The following is a 15,944-nucleotide window of genomic DNA, read 5'->3' as shown; positions in this document are numbered from 1 at the left end:
GTACAGGCAGATTTTTTAATATAGTTCGAACTACAAAGATAGAATTTTACCTTTAGAAAGAAAGAATTATATTTTTTTAAGTTTGTTTTTTGGGTAATTCTTTATTACCCCATTGAATATCACGGTGCTAAGAATTATAGCAGCTCCTAAATAAAATGCAGGACTCATTTTTTCGTCCCCCTTAAACACTAAAACCGCAAGAATTATCCCATAAACAGGTTCCAGATTTATAGTAAGCATAACGGTATATGGACTTAAAAACTTCATTACCTTAACTGATGCTATAAATGCATAAGCCGTACATGCAGATGCCAGTACAAACAACCATAACCAGTCATCAACCGTAAGGGAGAAAAACTGAGGTGTAAAGTTACCGGCAAACAACATATATATAGTAAGGAAAAACACTCCCCCCAGCAATTCCCAAAACGATACCTGGGTAGCGTTATGCTTTACGGCATATTTACCATTGATAACTGAGAAGGTTGCCGATAGGAATGCCGATGATAATGCCAGTAGTATACCATACAGGTAGTCACCCTCAAAACTGAATATAATATATAGCCCGGCTACTACAAACAGTCCAAACATTACCTCATACCATATTACCTTTCGTCCATAAAGGAGAGGCTCCAATAATGAGGTAAAAAAGGCTCCGGTAGAAAGACATGCCAGTGTAACCGAAACATTGGACACTTTTATAGCCTTAAAAAAAGTAAACCAGTGCAATGCAATTACAAGCCCTGCAAACAGGAAACCTACCAGTGTTTTACCAGGTACTTTTAATGAAACTTTTGTGATTTTTGCATAAAGCAAAACCAGTAATACTGCTATACCCATTCTATACCACACCAGTGGAAGGGCATCAATCGTAATTTGTTTTCCGATAACAGCAGTAAACCCCCATATAAACACTATTAAATGAAGGTGTAAATAACTTTTTAATTTATCTCCGGGCATTTCTTAAAAGGAAAATAGCTAAAATACCAAAGGTTACATTTGGGATCCAAACAGCCAGAAGCGGTGACATACTTGATTTCTCCCCCATAGTACCAAAAACTTTATCAAAAAACACATAAGAAAACGCTAAACCAATTCCCATGGCCAGGTTTACTCCCATACCTCCCCTTCGCTTCATGGAAGATACGGCTACGGCGATAATAGTAAGGATAAATGCCGAAACGGGTATACTATACTTTTTATATTTTACAACCAAATAACTATCTATGTTAGCTGATCCTCTTCTCTTTTCTTTCTCAATGAATTTATTAAGTTCGCCAAGTGTCATAGTCTCGGCAACATAAACCGTTGGGGTAAGCTCATCGGGTTCAAAAGGCAGTTTCATTACTTTTTGCGGCTCCCTTATAATTACATCATTAGTAGCTCCATCACCTACAATCCTTTTATTATAACCAAATAAGGTATAAGTACTATCCTGGGGGTTCCATGTAATGGTATTAGCATTTATCTTAGAAACAAGCTTATCACCATTATAAGTCTCAAGATTGAATTTGCTTCCTCTTTTAGAAACATAGTTAAACGTTCCTACATATATACTTTGGGTATCGTTAACCTGCTTATATACCTGGTCACTTTCCCTAATCTTAGCATTATTCTTTAAGTAGGTGTATCTAAAATCATTAAAACCTTTACTGGCCTTTGGTACAAAAAAGAATCCCATAACCAGTGCCAGCAGCGATATAAATGTAGCCCCTATAAGATAAGGCCTTAAAAATCGCATAAACGATATACCCGACCCCAATATGGCAATAATCTCGGTATTATTAGCCAGTTTAGATGTAAACCATATAACCGAAAGGAACAGGAATATAGGAAACAGCATATTGGCAAAATACAGGGTAAAATCACCATAATAACCGGCAACCTCGGCAAAAGGTACTTTTTTAGCCAGTATTTTGTTTATTTTTTCCGATACGTCTATAACAATCCCTATAGGAATAAACATAAGCAACATCACAAAAAACGTTGCCAGGTATCTTTTTAAAATGTACCAGTCTATTATTTTCACTCCGGTTTGTTTTGAATATAGTTACAGCCTTTGGCCCATTTGTTTTACCATTTTCTCTTTCCACTCGCGGAAATCTCCCGCTAAGATATGCTTTCTAGCCTCACGAACCAACCACATATAGAAACCAAGATTGTGTATGGTTGCTATTTGTTTTCCTAAAAATTCGTTTGCGGCAAAAAGATGTCTTAAGTACGCTTTAGAGTATTCGGTATCTACAAAAGTGATGCCCATTTCGTCAATAGGAGAAAAATCGTCCTCCCATTTCTTATTTTTAATATTAATGGTACCGTTTGCCGTAAACAACATACCGTTACGGGCATTACGTGTAGGCATAACACAGTCAAACATATCTATACCAAGGGCAATATTCTCTAATATATTAATAGGGGTACCTACCCCCATAAGGTAACGCGGCTTGTCTTCCGGAAGTATGTTACACACCACCTCGCTCATTGCATACATTTCCTCTGCCGGCTCCCCTACAGACAGTCCGCCGATGGCATTACCTACAGCACCCGCATTAGCGATATATTCAGCCGATTGCGCTCTTAAATCCTTGTAAGTACTACCCTGTACAATTGGGAAAAATGCCTGATCGTAACCATACTTTACAGGAACCTTTTCCAGATGAGCAATACAACGATCCAGCCAACGGTGCGTCATGTGCATAGAACGTTTTGCATAACGGTAATCACAAGGGTATGGTGTACACTCGTCAAACGCCATAATAATATCGGCACCAATGGTACGCTGAATTTCCATTACGCTTTCGGGTGAAAAAAAGTGGTATGAACCGTCAATGTGTGATTTGAATTTAACTCCTTCCTCCTTAATCTTACGGTTACCCGATAACGAATACACTTGGTACCCTCCACTATCGGTAAGGATATTCCTGTCCCAGTTCATAAACTTATGAAGCCCTCCCGCTTTTTCCAGTATTGGGGTTTGCGGACGCAGGTACAAGTGGTAAGTGTTACCTAAAATTATATCGGGGTTAATATCGTTTTTAAGCTCACGCTGATGCACTCCTTTTACGGTAGCTACGGTACCAACCGGCATAAAAATAGGCGTTTCTATTGGTCCGTGATCGGTGGTAATTAAACCGGCCCTAGCTTTAGACTGAGGATCTTTGGTAATTAAATCAAATTTCATATTCCGTTTTTACAAGGCGCAAAGATAGGTAATACATATGAGATTTTTGCACTGAAAAACAGGGTGGTCACTAAGGTAAATCTGCAAAACGGCTGCAAAAAATAAAATTGTTAACTGTTTGCTGCTGCCTGTAATCAATAATTTACACTAAAAACAACATTCCTATTAAGAGTAAGACTTTAAATTAATTACTAAAAAACATCTTTAAAAACCTAAAACCTTAACAATCAAAAAGAAACGTTTCATCAAAACTCCAGCAAACGTTTTGCAAAACACATGCAAAACACTGACATTGACAATGACATTGAATATGATAATGATATTGAAATGAAAAGAGGGGTATGGGGAGAAAAACAGCGAAAAAACGGTTTACTGAAGCGGCTTTTTCAGTAAGTGAAATTAATTTGCCAGTAGCAAAAATAAGAATTACTTTTGCATCCAGTTTAACTTATTAGAAAAATGAAGGCTAACACACAACAACTAAACGATTTAACGATTCAGGTAAGAAGGGACATCCTTCGAATGGTTCATGCGGTAAACTCAGGACACCCCGGAGGTTCGCTTGGATGTGCTGAATTTATGGTGGCACTTTACCAGGAACTTATGGACCGTAAGGAAGGTTTTGACATGGATGGAATTAACGAAGATATCTTTTTCCTTTCTAACGGACACATCTCTCCTGTATTTTACAGCGTGCTTGCAAGAAGCGGATACTTCCCTGTATCAGAGCTTGCTACGTTCCGTCACATTAACTCAAGGCTTCAGGGTCACCCAACAACTCACGAAGGACTTGAAGGTGTAAGAATCGCATCCGGATCACTTGGACAGGGACTTAGCGTTGCTGTAGGTGCAGCCCAGACAAAAAAATTAAACAACGACAATCACATTGTGTACAGCCTTCACGGTGATGGTGAGCTACAGGAAGGTCAAAACTGGGAAGCTATCATGTATGCTGCTGCATACAAAGTAGACAACATTATCGCTACGGTTGACCTTAACGGAAAACAAATTGACGGCCCTACAGACGAGGTTCTTAACATGGGAAGCCTTAGAGCTAAGTTTGAAGCCTTTGGATGGGATGTTCTTGATATTGAAAAAGGTAATGACATGGAGGCTGTTGTAGCCGGAATGACTGAAGCTAAAGCTAAAACAGGTAAAGGAAAACCGGTTTGTGTATTGCTTCATACTGAAATGGGTAACGGTGTAGACTTTATGATGCATACTCATGCATGGCATGGTAAAGCTCCTAACGACGAGCAACTTGAAAAAGCTTTAGCTCAAAACCCTGAAACTTTAGGAGATTATTAATAGAAGATTTGAGATAACAGACATGGGATTTGAGATTTCTGAATTCTCACTACTCAATTCTCACTACTAATTTTAGCAAAATGAAAAAATACACAAATACAGGAAATAAAGATACTCGTTCTGGTTTTGGTGCAGGCCTTACAGAACTTGGTAAAACAAACGAAAATGTTGTTGCCCTTTGTGCTGACCTTATCGGGTCGCTTAAAATGGACGACTTTAAAGCTAACCACCCTGAGCGTTTCTTCCAGGTAGGTATTGCCGAAGCTAATATGATTGGTATGGCTGCAGGTATGACAATAGGTGGTAAAATTCCTTACACAGGTACTTTTGCCAACTTCTCTACAGGTAGGGTTTATGACCAAATCCGTCAGGCGGTAGCTTATTCAGACAAAAACGTAAAAATATGTGCATCTCACGCCGGTTTAACACTAGGTGAAGACGGTGCTACACACCAGATACTTGAAGACATAGGTTTGATGAAAATGCTTCCGGGCATGACTGTAATCAACACTTGTGATTATAACCAGACTAAAGCGGCTACTATCGCTATTGCAGAGCACCACGGTCCTGTATACCTACGTTTCGGCCGTCCTTCTGTACCAAATTTCACTCTCGAGAACGGAGAGTTTGTAATTGGTAAGGCAGTTATGCTAAACGAAGGTACAGATGTTACTATTGTTGCTACAGGTCACCTTGTATGGGAAGCACTTGTTGCTGCTGAGGCTCTTGAGACTAAAGGTATCTCTGCAGAGGTTATCAATATCCACACGATTAAGCCACTTGATGAGGAAGCTATCCTTAAATCAGTTGCTAAAACAGGATGTGTGGTTACTGCCGAAGAGCACAACATTCTTGGTGGTCTTGGTGAGAGCGTTGCACGCACGCTTGCTGCAAACAATCCTGCTCCGCAGGAATTTGTTGCCGTTAACGACAGTTTTGGTGAAAGTGGTACTCCTGCTCAGCTTATGGACAAGTACAAGCTTAACAACGAAGCTATTGTTGCTGCTGTAGAAAAAGTAATAAAGAGAAAGTAATTCTCCCTTACAATACATTAAAAATCCCAACCTTTCGGTTGGGATTTTTTTTATATCTACACTTTTACCGTTACTTTCACTTTAAAATAATAACAACACTTCACATAAAAAAAGCCTCTGCAATTGCATGCAGAGGCTTTTTTTAAAAATATCTTTCTTATAGCTTAATCTATTTCCTGATGGCAGGCAGAATCAAGGTGTAATTTAATTCCGCTACTGCAGGTAGGTATGTTTTCAAAATCATATACCTCATCAGTACCCGGTATGGTTATCTCATCTTTTGTTGGGTAACCATCGTTATCATCATCAGCATCAAGATAGTTAGGAATACCATCCTCATCAGTATCATACGTTAAAATATCTCCGTCTTCAGGGTCTATTTCATAACGGTTTGGAATACCATCGTTATCTGAATCAAAAATATTCATATCATACAGTTTAAAACTAAATACAAGCGGACTGTATGAAGGTATATTAACCTGAGCATTTGCATAGTAACCAAAAGCAGACGGCAAGAACATTACCCCTGCTCCATAATCGGTAAAATTAGCCGGATTTGGGTCGCCCGGAATATCATTATAAACCCCTGTTTTAAACAAAGGAATTATTTCCTGCCATCCGGTAATAAGCCCGAATAACGAATTAAAACTTTCAGGATACGGGTTGTAATCAAACTGAACATCATCCAGCCTCCAGCCTCTGTAAGCTACTTTTACCTGATCGTATTTTGTTGGGTTCTCCCCTACACCTTCATTAAGTACAAGGTAATATAAAGTATGATCTACCTCATCAAGAGTAACAACCTTAGTCATTAAAGGATATTCTGTTTGATCCCAAATAGATGTTTGCGGATTATCTTCGGTTATAGAATCTATAACTATAGTAAAATCTTCATCAACACTAACTATATAATGGGTATTCAGATAATCTTCTAAATCAGCCTTATCGGTCACATACTGCTCACCATAATCCCTTGGCGGAGCTAAGGAAGTATCGTCATCCTTTTTACATGAACCTAAAAAAGCTAAAGACAACAGGCTTAAAGCCATCAAATATCTCTTCATTTTAATTTTTTTTAATGGGCGCAAGATACAATTTTCATTTATTTTTGTATTGCTTTATAACAATGAATTTAAGGATTTAGTATGAGGATAGATAAATATTTATGGTGCATTCGCTACTATAAAACCCGCAATATTGCAACCGAAGCCTGCAAGAAAGGACATATAACCATAAACGGGCAGCAGGCAAAGCCATCGCGTGAGGTATACCCTACCGATAAACTTACCGTAAGAAAAGACCAGATAAACTATAAACTTACCGTTTTAGACATTCCGCCAAACCGTGTTGGGGCTAAACTTGTGGATATTTACCGTAAGGATGAAACTCCGGCAGAAGCGTTTGAACACCTGGAACTGCTTAAACTGTCTAAAGATTATTACCGCGCTAAAGGTACGGGACGCCCTACCAAAAAAGACAGGCGTGACCTGGATGATTATGCCGATGATTTTGACGACGATTTTATTACCGGAAAGGATAGCGAAATATAGCTTTTAAAAGCTTCGTTATACCCAAACACTTTTTATCTTTGAAGAACTAAAACAATATCCATGAAAAATATAATCCTTACACAACAGGAAATAGAACATAAAACAAAAAGAATTGCCTACCAGATATATGAAACCTTTGTAGATGAACAGGAGATTGTTATTGCCGGAATTGCGTCTAACGGCTATATTTTTGCCGAAAAACTGGCTAAAATGGTAGACGACATTTCTGATCTTAAAGTTACCCTGTGTGAGGTAAAAATAAACAAGCAAAACCCTATTGAAGAAGTAATAACCTCTATCCCTGCCGAAGAATATGCCAACAAGGCCCTTGTACTGGTAGACGATGTATTAAACAGCGGGACTACCCTTATATATGGCGTTAAGCATTTTCTTCATGTTCCGCTTAAAAAATTTAAAACCGCGGTACTTGTAGACCGTAACCACAAGCAATACCCCGTTAAAGCCGACTTTAAAGGGCTATCGCTTTCTACCTCACTACAGGAACATATACATGTAGTATTTAATGATAATGAAGAGTATGCCTATTTAAGCTAAGCTTAAAACAGGCTCATAATCTCATTAACTATATTTTCGGTTGTTTTACCATCTGTCATGATTACGTGTTTTGACTGATGGTAAAAATAACTGCGGTCAAACAAATGTTTGGCTACAAACTCCTCCTGCTCCTCGGGTGGTTGTTTATCAAACAACGGCCTTTCCTTCCCGTCTGCTCTTAATCTCTTTAATAGTTCGGGTATACTCGCCTTTAAATATATCGACATAACATCATCACACTTTAAAAACTCGTGGTTATTGGCATAACAAGGCGTTCCGCCCCCTAAGGCAAGTATTAAACCTTTATCGTCGCTTAGAACGGCTTTAAGAGCTTCATGTTCCATTTTGCGAAATTTTATCTCTCCATCTTCCGAAAATATATCGGAAACGCTTTTTTGAGCATTTTCTGCTATAATATCATCCAAATCCCTGTAGGGAATTCCCGATGCTTTTGACAATAACTGAGCAATTGTTGACTTCCCGGAGGCCATGTAGCCTGACAGCAAAATTTTTTTCATATAATAAATCCCTATAAATTAAGGCGTTAAATAAATTAATAAAAAAAAACTCAAATTTATGACATTTTCGCTTTGAATTATAAAGAATACATGCGTATATTTGCACCCGCATTCAGGGAATGAATAATGACTCGATAGCTCAGTTGGTAGAGCACAACACTTTTAATGTTGGGGTCCTGGGTTCGAGCCCCAGTCGGGTCACTAAGAAAGACCAAAATTATTTATCCCTGAAAGCAATGACTCGATAGCTCAGTTGGTAGAGCACAACACTTTTAATGTTGGGGTCCTGGGTTCGAGCCCCAGTCGGGTCACAAAAAAGTTAAGCGTTCTTTTATGCTTAACTTTTTTTTTTGCTTTATACCTAAAGGCCATGTGGAGGAATTGGTAGACTCGCCATCTTGAGGGGGTGGTGCTGCAAGGCGTGCTGGTTCGAATCCAGTCATGGTCACAATTAACTAAAAGCTTTCAAATCAACTTTCTTGTTTTGAAAGCTTTTTTACAATTTTGAATCTATACTTAGATAATATATTTACTTTTATTAATTTTAAAGAAAAATTTGATGTTAAAATCAATCAATATAAAAAATTTTAAGTCAGTAAAAGATTTAAAAATTGAACTTGGAAGAGTAAATGTTTTTATAGGTGAGAATGGATGTGGCAAAACATCAATTCTTGAAGGTATAGCTCTAGCTAGTTCAGCGATTTCCAATAAACTAGATCAAGAATTTCTTGTTTCAAGAGGAGTTAGAGTAACTGAGCCAAAGCTGATGAAATCAGCATTTTCAAAGTTTGATAAAGATAATAAAATTGAATTATCGCTAACAAATATAGACGATAAAACAGTTAATTTTAAGATTGACTATAAGAACAAAAACTTGATTATTAATGATATTGACACTAACATAAATATTCAACTATCTGATTATAAATTTAATGAATTTTTTTCTCTATTTACGGAAAACGAAGAACTTAAAAATATTTTCATTAAAAAAGCAAAATCAAAAAAAGAAAAAAATTCTGATGAAATTACAGAAGTCTTTAAAAATCTATTGACCGACTATTATAATAATCAAATTGAAAGCTTCAAGGATCCATTTATTAAATCTGATTTTATATTTAGTCATAATCATCAGTTAATAGAGAAATTTAATTTTTCAAATTTTTTAATCTACACGCCTGAAAATTACTTTTTAAGACGTTTTGAAGAAGAAGGTCAAATATACCCAATAGGTATAAAAGGAGAAGGATTGTTTAAGCATTTAGTCAGTTTATTTAAAGAAAATGATTCTTTTTGCCAAGAATTATGTGACAATTTAAAACTCATAAACTGGTTTGAATCTCTAGAAGTTCCTTCAGATCTTTCCTTTACTGAAATGAGATTAAATATAAAGGACAAATTCCTGAAAGATACTATTGAATATTTCGACCAACGTAGTGCTAATGAAGGATTTCTTTACTTACTATTCTATTTTAGTCTTTTTTTAAGTAATGAGACGCCTGAATTTTTTGCGATAGACAATATCGATAATGCTTTAAATCCAAAATTATGTAAAGAATTAATTGAAAGGTTAGTTACATTGTCAAAACAAAAAGAGAAACAAGTAATTTTAACGACACATAATCCTTCTATTTTGGATGGACTAGACTTGAGCAAAGATGACCAACGTTTATTTGTTATTTATAGAAATGCCGACGGTCATACTAAAGCAAAAAGAATAAAGCCTCCAAAATCAATTGATGGTATTAATACGGTCAGACTATCTGAAGCATTTATAAGAGGATATATTGGAGGACTACCTAAAAATTTCTAAAGAAATGGAAATATCAATCATATCTGAAGGCGTTACAGATCAAATCATAATTGAAGCCATTATTCAAAAACGTCTAAATGACAAAGATATAATTCTAAATCCCTTACAACCAAAAAAAGGAGAGCCAGGAGGGTGGCCTTTAGTCATTGAATATTGTAAATCAAATGATTTCAAAGAGTCCCTTCCCTATAATGACGGACTTATTATAATACACATTGATTGTGATGTTTTAAAAGGTGCTGATATTCCTAAAGATTGTGTTATACAGTTTAACGGTTTAGATATAAAAGGTACCTTTGAAATAGTTAAAGACAAAATAATCGAATTTATTACCTTAGAAGTTTTTGAACTGTGTTCTGAAAAAGTAATATTTGCAATTGCAATTGATCATATAGAATGTTGGCTATTACCTATTTATTTTCCAACTAAAACTGCTATTTGTAATAAAACATCTGGATGTATCACAAAACTTAATCCTGTTCTAACAAAAGAGCATGGTTTTTATATAGCAGCCAAAGATGAAGACAACTATAGAACCATCGCTAAAAAATTTAATGAAAAAAAATCATTTGAAAATTGCTATAAAAATAATGAAAGTTTTGCGTTATTTATAGATAGTTTAAATTTGGCTATAGATGCTTATAATAAAAACAACTCTGAATCAGAGGAGGATATCTAAATAAACCCGTTTTGTAACGGGTTTTATTTTTTAATACCTTTCCTGTATTCTCCAAACATAGCAGGTTTCGGATTTTATAACCGCTTAATCATTAAGAAATTTGTAGTATAAGATTCAGAGAAATGGAAACACAAAATCAACTTAATTACGAGAGGATTGCAAAAGCGATTGAGTATATAAAGGCAAACTTCAAATCGCAGCCCAGTCTGGATGAAATTGCAGACAAGGTACATATCAGTCAGTCGCATTTTCAAAGAATGTTTACCGACTGGGCAGGTACAAGCCCTAAAAAGTTCCTTCAGTTTATAAGCATTGAGCATGCAAAAAAAATACTGAAAGAAGAAAAGGCTACTTTGTTTGATACTGCTCACGAAACCGGACTCTCAAGCACCAGCAGGCTACATGACCTGTTTATTAATATAGAGGGGATGACTCCTATGGAATATAAAAACGGTGGTAAAAACCTGCAAATAAACTACAGTTTTGCCGAAAGTCCGTTTGGTTCACTAATAGTCGCCTCCACTCCAAAAGGAATTTGTTATATGGCATTTGAAGAGAATGATGAAATGGCATTAAAAAACCTGCTGAACAAATTCCCTAACGCTGCATTTCAGCGTAAACTGGACTTAATGCAACAAAATGCACTGTTCATTTTTCAAAATGACTGGAGCAAACTAAACAAAATAAAACTGCATTTAAAAGGTACTGATTTTCAGTTAAAGGTATGGGAAAGCCTGTTAAAAATTCCAATGGGAGGTCTTTCAACCTATGGCAGGTTGGCAGAAAGCATAGGCAACCCTAATGCATCGAGGGCTGTAGGAACAGCTATTGGCAGCAATCCTGTTGCCTACCTTATCCCCTGCCATAGGGTAATACAGTCTACCGGAAACTTTGGAGAATACATGTGGGGAAGCACCCGTAAAACGGCTATTATAGGCTGGGAAGGTGCTAAGGTTGATTCTCAAATCTAAAAGATAAACCAATGGAGAATATCATTCAGAAAATAGAGAACACCGATTGGAAAACGATTACCGAAACAATGCACCAAAACGGTTATGCAATTATCCCAAATTTACTTTCCGGAGAGCAATGCGAATCATTAAAAAGCAATTACAATAATTCAAAACTGTACCGTAAAACCGTAACAATGGCCAGGTATCGCTTTGGCTTAGGCGAATACAAGTATTTTACTTATCCGTTACCCGATATTATTCAAACTGTGAGGACAAACATTTACCCTTACCTCGCTCCTATTGCCAATGCTTGGTTTAAAGCATTGAAAATAAATGCGTCTTTTCCGTCAAATCACGAAGAGCTGCTTAGGCAATGCCATGAAAACGGACAGGAAAAAGCCACTGTACTGATTTTAAAATATGGCAAAGGTGGTTTTAATACTTTACATCAGGATTTATATGGTGATATTTATTTCCCTATTCAGGTTGTTTTTGTATTAGACGAACCCGATACCGACTTTACAGGCGGGGAATTTGTGCTCACACAACAAATCCCGAGAGCCCAGTCTAAAGCGATAGTTTTAAAACCCAAAAAAGGCGATGTATTGATTTTTACCACAAACTTTAAACCCGAAAAAGGAAGCAAGGGCTATTACAGGGTTAATATGAAACACGGCGTTAGCGAAGTAAAATCGGGCAGCCGTCACAGCTTAGGGATTATTTTTCACGATGCTGTTAGCTAATCATGATACAACATATTGAAATATCTGCTATATCTTTAAGGTCTAAAATTAAGAACAGGGAAATAAGCTTTGCCGGAAACAAAAAACTTAAAATCTACGGACTTTTATCCTGCAAGTCAGGGAAACGGATGAAACAGCAAAACAGGGTTTTCTTCAGTTTAGAACAGGAGGCCAGAGAGAATCAGTTCCGTCCCTGTGGGCATTGCATGAAAACGGAATACAAAAAATGGAAAGATGGACTTATTTGACCAAACAACCGGTAAAGAAAAAAACTGGCTTCCGTATGAGGGAACAGTCAATTATTACGGTAGGATTTTAAATAGAGAACAGGCTGACTTTTACCTGAAAAGGCTTTTGGAAACTGTAGAATGGCGAAATGATGAAGCAGTAATTTTCGGGAAAAGGATAATAACCAAACGTAAGGTAGCATGGTATGGAGAAAAGCCGTTTGAGTACACCTATTCAAACACTACAAAGCATGCTTTGCCCTGGACAAAAGAGCTACTGGAACTAAAACTTTTGACGGAAAAGGAAACAGGGGAAACGTTTAACTCCTGCCTGCTTAACCTATACCACGACGGAAATGAAGGCATGGCATGGCATAGCGACGGAGAAACAGACCTAAAGAAAAACGGAGCGATAGGTTCGCTGAGTTTTGGAGCAGAAAGAAAATTTGCTTTTAAACACAAGGAAAGCAAAGAGAAAATAGAACTCTTTTTAGAACACGGTAGCTTATTGGTAATGAAAGATACCACACAAGAACATTGGCTTCACCGGTTACCTCCTACTAAAAAAATCACTACTCCACGGGTAAACCTAACCTTTAGAACTATTGAAGAGGAAAATATCTGATAGCAATACGATATTGGTCACAAAACATGAAAACCTTGTACATTGATTTGTACAAGGTTTTTTTTATTGCATTTATGTGTATTCCGTAATAAAAAAATTGGCAATAAATTCGTGTTATATTTTTTATTAAATTAGTATACATGTAGTTAGTCTCTACAATCTAACCTTAATTTTAACTAAAAAACCAACCCATGAAAAAACTTTTATTCTACCTGTTGCTTTGTTTTACCTGTTTCAATATTCAGGCTCAAAACAAAAGTAAAAGTCAAAATCCAAACATACTCGTTATTATGTCTGACGATATGGGTTGGCAAAACCTCAGTATTTATGGTTTAGGTACAATGGGATATACCACGCCTAATATAGACCGTATAGGCCGCGAGGGTATTGTATTTACCGATCATTATGCACAGCCATCATGTACAGCCGGCAGGGCATCTTTTATAACGGGTCAGTATCCTATAAGAAGCGGAATGACAACCGTAGGACGTCCGGGCGATGAACTGGGTCTGCAAAAAGAATCCCCTACACTGGCAGAAGTCCTTAAAACACAGGGGTATGTTTGCGGACAGTTTGGAAAAAACCACTTGGGCGACCATAATGAAAATCTCCCTACAGTACATGGTTTTGACGAATTTTACGGAAACCTGTACCATCAAAACGTATCGGAAGAATTAGAGAACAATGACTACCCTACCGATCCTGAGTATAGAAAAAACTGGGGACCACGTGGTGTTATTCATTCTTTCGCTTCAACAAAAGATGATGGCACTACCGATAAGCGATTTGGCAGAATAGGAAAACAAACAGTCGAAGACGTTGGCCCACTTACTTTGGAGTGGATGAAAACAATTGACAAGGATTTCTTTGGCAGAGCACAGCAATTCATGAAAGATGCCAGTGACGATAACAAACCTTTCTTTGTTTGGTTAAACCCTGTAAGGATGCACATGCACACACATCTTTCTAATGAGTCACGATACTTAGCCCGCGAATATACATCTGGCGACGATATGTATGGTAGTGGAGTTATGGAACACGACCAGATGGTTGGTGAACTTCTTGACTATATGGAAAAAAATGGCTTACTTGAAAATACAATTGTTATTTATACAACAGATAACGGACCTGAACAGGAAGCCATGTTCCATTCGGGCGTTACACCTTTCAGGGGTGATAAAATGACTACTTACGAAGGTGGCCTTAGAGTACCAACACTGGTAATGTGGCCCGGACACATAAAACCGGGACAATACTTAAACGGTATTCAAACACACATGGACTTGTTTACATCATTAGCTGCTGCTGCCGGAGTTAAAGATGTACGCAAAAAAATTATCAATGAGAAAAAACAATATATAGATGGCGTTAATAATCTTGACTACTGGTTAGGAGAAAGTAAAAAAAGTTATCGAAACAATTTCCTGTATTTCTATGAATCTAACCTAATGGCTATTCGCATGGGGAACTGGAAAGTAAATTTCCAGACAACCGAAAATTATTATGGTGCTTACACCAAACTTAAATTCCCGTTAATGTTTAACCTCAGGATGGATCCGTTTGAAAGATATGAGAATACCGATGCTCAAACATGGGCTATACAGTCAAAACAGTTTGTAAACGACTTTATAATGATGAACCTTAATGATTTTAAAAATTCGATGGTCGATTATCCTCCCGTACAACGAGCCAAATCAATTGACTTTAGCGGAATGCTGGACAAAATAATGACCGATGTAAACAGTAGCGGTCATTAATTTCGTAAATCTGTTTTCTTGATACATAAAAACCGCTATTAAGCGGTTTTTGTTTTAATACTTATAAGTAAATTGCGCCTTTAAACTAAGTAATACCTGCACTTAAATAAGCATCAAGCGGGAATATATACACTATAGATAACACTTATTTTGAACCTAAAACAGACCTTGTATATAAATACTGGAACATTGAAGAAGGACAAATTTTAATATTACCTCAAGAAGTAAAAAAACCATGAACAACAATACTTTTTATTGTAAATTCATAGAACCGGAAGAATCGCTAGCCGACTTTGTAGAAAGTATTGGGGTGTTTCATAATCCGGCAAATGAACCAAGAGAAGTTGTTGTATTGCCCGACGGACGCATTGACCTGTTTTTTTCACGATCAGCTACCGAGCCATTTCATGTAACACTCATGGGGCTTGAAACTGAAGCCGAACAGCGAAGCGTACCACCACAAACACTAAACTTTGCCATTAGCTTTAAACCTTTGGCGGTGGAATATATTTTACAGACTTCCATAGCCGACTTTCTAAACAGTGCCCAAAACTACCCTAACAACTTTTGGGGTTTTAACGATAATGACCTCAACGATTTTGATGCCTTTTATAAAAAGATATCAGATAAGGTAAAAACACTTATTCCGAAAGAGGTTGACGAAAGGAAACGTAAACTGTTTAACCTTATCTACGAATTCAAAGGGGAAATGAGCGTACAGGAATTATCAGAAAGTGTATCATGGAGCAGCAGGCAAATTAACCGTTACTTTAATCAGTATCTTGGACTTTCCCTAAAGTCGTATTGTAATATACTCCGCTTTAGGAAATCACTGGAACATGTTGCCAAAGGAAAACTGTTCCCCGAACTTAACTTTACCGACCAGAACCACTTCATTAAGGAGATAAAAAAATTCTCGGGCGTAGTACCAAAAGAACTGTCTAAAAACAAAGACGACCGATTTGTACTATTATCCCTCCTGAAACGAAAATAACTTTGTACCG

Annotated in this window: 17 protein-coding genes and 3 tRNA genes; 15 read left to right on the top strand and 5 right to left on the bottom strand. The window is 37.0% G+C overall.

The annotated features are described in order from the left end of the window. Nucleotides 1-66: 66 nt before the first annotated feature. From ABS768_RS16850 to tgt, 3 genes are read right to left on the bottom strand one after another with little or no spacing between them, the layout of a single operon-like run. On the bottom strand, nucleotides 67-960 hold the full coding sequence (locus tag ABS768_RS16850) for a DMT family transporter (RefSeq protein WP_408076126.1): 894 nt from the start codon (nucleotides 958-960) through the stop codon (nucleotides 67-69). Then, complete coding sequence (locus ABS768_RS16845; RefSeq protein WP_408076125.1) at nucleotides 947-2,029, bottom strand: LptF/LptG family permease; 1,083 nt, start codon at nucleotides 2,027-2,029, stop codon at nucleotides 947-949. Before ABS768_RS16845 ends, ABS768_RS16850 begins: the two co-directional genes overlap by 14 nt. 21 nt (nucleotides 2,030-2,050) lie before the next feature. Next, nucleotides 2,051-3,181 (bottom strand): tRNA guanosine(34) transglycosylase Tgt, encoded by a 1,131-nt coding sequence (tgt, locus tag ABS768_RS16840; RefSeq protein ID WP_408076124.1) that lies wholly within the window; start codon nucleotides 3,179-3,181, stop codon nucleotides 2,051-2,053. 459 nt (nucleotides 3,182-3,640) lie between these two features. Between tgt and ABS768_RS16835 the strand changes: the two genes are divergently transcribed. Continuing rightward, nucleotides 3,641-4,489, top strand: a complete 849-nt coding sequence (locus tag ABS768_RS16835; protein WP_408076123.1) for a transketolase — start codon at nucleotides 3,641-3,643, stop codon at nucleotides 4,487-4,489. Between the two features lie 80 nt (nucleotides 4,490-4,569). After that, entirely contained in the window at nucleotides 4,570-5,523 is a 954-nt protein-coding gene (locus tag ABS768_RS16830) for a transketolase family protein (RefSeq protein WP_408076122.1), read from the top strand. 164 nt (nucleotides 5,524-5,687) lie between these two features. On the opposite strand, the gene ABS768_RS16825 is transcribed toward ABS768_RS16830, so the two are convergent. Further along, on the bottom strand, nucleotides 5,688-6,587 hold the full coding sequence (locus tag ABS768_RS16825; RefSeq protein WP_408076121.1) for an FKBP-type peptidyl-prolyl cis-trans isomerase: 900 nt from the start codon (nucleotides 6,585-6,587) through the stop codon (nucleotides 5,688-5,690). Between the two features lie 81 nt (nucleotides 6,588-6,668). Between ABS768_RS16825 and ABS768_RS16820 the strand changes: the two genes are divergently transcribed. Together ABS768_RS16820 and ABS768_RS16815 are read left to right on the top strand one after the other, a co-directional pair. Beyond that, nucleotides 6,669-7,073 carry an RNA-binding S4 domain-containing protein gene (locus tag ABS768_RS16820; protein WP_408076120.1) on the top strand — a complete coding sequence of 135 codons (405 nt, stop codon included), beginning with the start codon at nucleotides 6,669-6,671 and terminating at the stop codon, nucleotides 7,071-7,073. A gap of 60 nt (nucleotides 7,074-7,133) precedes the next feature. Continuing rightward, complete coding sequence (locus ABS768_RS16815; RefSeq protein WP_408076119.1) at nucleotides 7,134-7,628, top strand: phosphoribosyltransferase family protein; 495 nt, start codon at nucleotides 7,134-7,136, stop codon at nucleotides 7,626-7,628. 2 nt (nucleotides 7,629-7,630) lie between these two features. Here the strand turns inward: ABS768_RS16815 and ABS768_RS16810 are convergent, their stop codons facing one another. Then, nucleotides 7,631-8,146: a shikimate kinase gene (locus ABS768_RS16810; protein ID WP_408076118.1), complete on the bottom strand. Its 516-nt coding sequence runs from the start codon at nucleotides 8,144-8,146 to the stop codon at nucleotides 7,631-7,633. Nucleotides 8,147-8,274: 128 nt separating this feature from the next. Here ABS768_RS16810 and ABS768_RS16805 point away from each other — a divergent pair. The 11 genes from ABS768_RS16805 (at nucleotide 8,275) to ABS768_RS16755 (ending at nucleotide 15,934) form a co-directional block, all read left to right on the top strand. Then, nucleotides 8,275-8,347: transfer RNA gene (locus ABS768_RS16805), tRNA-Lys, on the top strand. Between the two features lie 37 nt (nucleotides 8,348-8,384). Further along, nucleotides 8,385-8,457: transfer RNA gene (locus tag ABS768_RS16800), tRNA-Lys, on the top strand. A 55-nt stretch (nucleotides 8,458-8,512) separates the two neighbouring features. Continuing rightward, nucleotides 8,513-8,594: transfer RNA gene (locus ABS768_RS16795), tRNA-Leu, on the top strand. A 111-nt stretch (nucleotides 8,595-8,705) separates the two neighbouring features. Beyond that, nucleotides 8,706-9,956: an AAA family ATPase gene (locus ABS768_RS16790; RefSeq protein ID WP_408076117.1), complete on the top strand. Its 1,251-nt coding sequence runs from the start codon at nucleotides 8,706-8,708 to the stop codon at nucleotides 9,954-9,956. Nucleotides 9,957-9,960: 4 nt separating this feature from the next. Beyond that, nucleotides 9,961-10,635 carry a hypothetical protein gene (locus tag ABS768_RS16785; RefSeq protein ID WP_408076116.1) on the top strand — a complete coding sequence of 225 codons (675 nt, stop codon included), beginning with the start codon at nucleotides 9,961-9,963 and terminating at the stop codon, nucleotides 10,633-10,635. Nucleotides 10,636-10,757: 122 nt separating this feature from the next. Continuing rightward, nucleotides 10,758-11,606, top strand: a complete 849-nt coding sequence (locus ABS768_RS16780; RefSeq protein ID WP_408076115.1) for a bifunctional helix-turn-helix domain-containing protein/methylated-DNA--[protein]-cysteine S-methyltransferase — start codon at nucleotides 10,758-10,760, stop codon at nucleotides 11,604-11,606. A gap of 11 nt (nucleotides 11,607-11,617) precedes the next feature. Further along, on the top strand, nucleotides 11,618-12,331 hold the full coding sequence (locus ABS768_RS16775; protein WP_408076114.1) for a 2OG-Fe(II) oxygenase: 714 nt from the start codon (nucleotides 11,618-11,620) through the stop codon (nucleotides 12,329-12,331). A 2-nt stretch (nucleotides 12,332-12,333) separates the two neighbouring features. Continuing rightward, a complete protein-coding gene (locus tag ABS768_RS16770; protein WP_408076113.1) occupies nucleotides 12,334-12,579 on the top strand; it encodes an Ada metal-binding domain-containing protein in 246 nt (81 codons plus the stop codon). Further along, nucleotides 12,566-13,183: an alpha-ketoglutarate-dependent dioxygenase AlkB family protein gene (locus ABS768_RS16765; protein WP_408076112.1), complete on the top strand. Its 618-nt coding sequence runs from the start codon at nucleotides 12,566-12,568 to the stop codon at nucleotides 13,181-13,183. The genes ABS768_RS16770 and ABS768_RS16765 overlap by 14 nt, the downstream gene beginning before the upstream one ends. 191 nt (nucleotides 13,184-13,374) lie before the next feature. Next, nucleotides 13,375-14,940 carry an arylsulfatase gene (locus ABS768_RS16760; protein WP_408076111.1) on the top strand — a complete coding sequence of 522 codons (1,566 nt, stop codon included), beginning with the start codon at nucleotides 13,375-13,377 and terminating at the stop codon, nucleotides 14,938-14,940. Between the two features lie 235 nt (nucleotides 14,941-15,175). Next, the gene (locus tag ABS768_RS16755) at nucleotides 15,176-15,934 is read left to right on the top strand and encodes a DUF6597 domain-containing transcriptional factor (protein WP_408076110.1); all 759 of its coding nucleotides are present in this window, start codon (nucleotides 15,176-15,178) and stop codon (nucleotides 15,932-15,934) included. Nucleotides 15,935-15,944: the final 10 nt, after the last annotated feature.

The sequence above is a fragment of the Flavobacterium rhizophilum genome (genome assembly GCF_046000485.1).
Lineage (GTDB): Bacteria > Bacteroidota > Bacteroidia > Flavobacteriales > Flavobacteriaceae > Flavobacterium > Flavobacterium rhizophilum.
This window is presented reverse-complemented; position numbering and strand designations above follow the sequence as displayed.